This is a genomic window from Candidatus Thiosymbion oneisti (assembly GCF_900092655.1).
GTDB classification, from domain to species: Bacteria; Pseudomonadota; Gammaproteobacteria; order Chromatiales; family Chromatiaceae; genus Thiosymbion; species Thiosymbion oneisti.
The window spans coordinates 1-892 of record NZ_FLUY01001359.1; the positions used below are offsets into that span (position 1 = coordinate 1).

Annotated in this window: 1 protein-coding gene; it reads left to right on the plus strand. The window is 55.6% G+C overall.

Going from position 1 to position 892, the window contains the following annotated elements; genetic code table 11:
- Positions 1-156 precede the first annotated feature (156 nt).
- Entirely contained in the window at positions 157-729 is a 573-nt protein-coding gene (locus BQ17_RS13920; RefSeq protein ID WP_089728046.1) for a hypothetical protein, read from the plus strand.
- Positions 730-892 lie beyond the last annotated feature (163 nt).

Sequence of the window (892 nt, forward strand, 5' to 3'; positions counted from 1 at the left end):
GCTTATCAAAACCCACAAAGCCTATTGTGACCGTAGCGTTAGCCAGGTGGCACACACCCGCCGCCGCTTTGGATTCGGCGCTGCATTTACCCCGTACAATGTTCACCGAATACACAGGTTAAAATCAGCGATCCGACGCACCAAATCGCCCCTCCGATGGTGAAGCAGAATATCCAGACACCCTGGCCCCACGCACCAACACATCGTCTTTCCCAAGGGGGGACCTTCCTCGTTTCCGCTGGTACTTACGGCAAGCAGCATTATTTTCACGGTCCCGAACGGTTAGGTGTGCTACACCGAGGACTCCTGAAGGTTGCCGAGGATTTCGGCTGGCGGCTCGAGGCCTGGGCGGTATTCTCGAATCACTATCACTTCGTCGGCCACTGCTCGGAATCAACCGCCGAAAGCCTATCCCTTATGCTTGGTCTGTTGCACGAGAAGACCGCAAAATGGGTGAATCGGCTCGATGCCACTCCGGGGCGCAAGGTCTGGTACAACTATTGGGAGACCGCCTTAACCTATGAGCGTTCGTACCTCGCACGCCTGAGCTATGTCCATCGAAACCCGGTCAAACATGGGCTGGTCGCGGTGGCAAGCGACTACCCTTGGGGTTCGGCACCTTGGTTCGAGGGGGTTGCTACACCTGCCCAGGTCAAGACGATCTACGGTTTCAAGATAGATCGCCTTCAGGTCCAGGATGACTATGAGGTTACTGCTGGCAACTGGTAAATTTGGAGTGCAGTGGCAACTTTACTCCGGTACCTACCAGAACCCATGGTATCTGGTGTGACCGCAGCGTTGGCCGAGTGGCACATACCCGCCGCCGCTTTGGATTCGAGCTGCTTGATGACTACCGTGCTCATTCCAGACCAAGACGCTTCAGGCAAAGAAA

What these genes read in the sequence shown, in the direction of transcription:
- BQ17_RS13920 (WP_089728046.1), top strand. Translation starts at nt 157, where the DNA reads ATGGTGAAGCAGAATATCCAGACACCCTGGCCCCACGCACCAACACAT.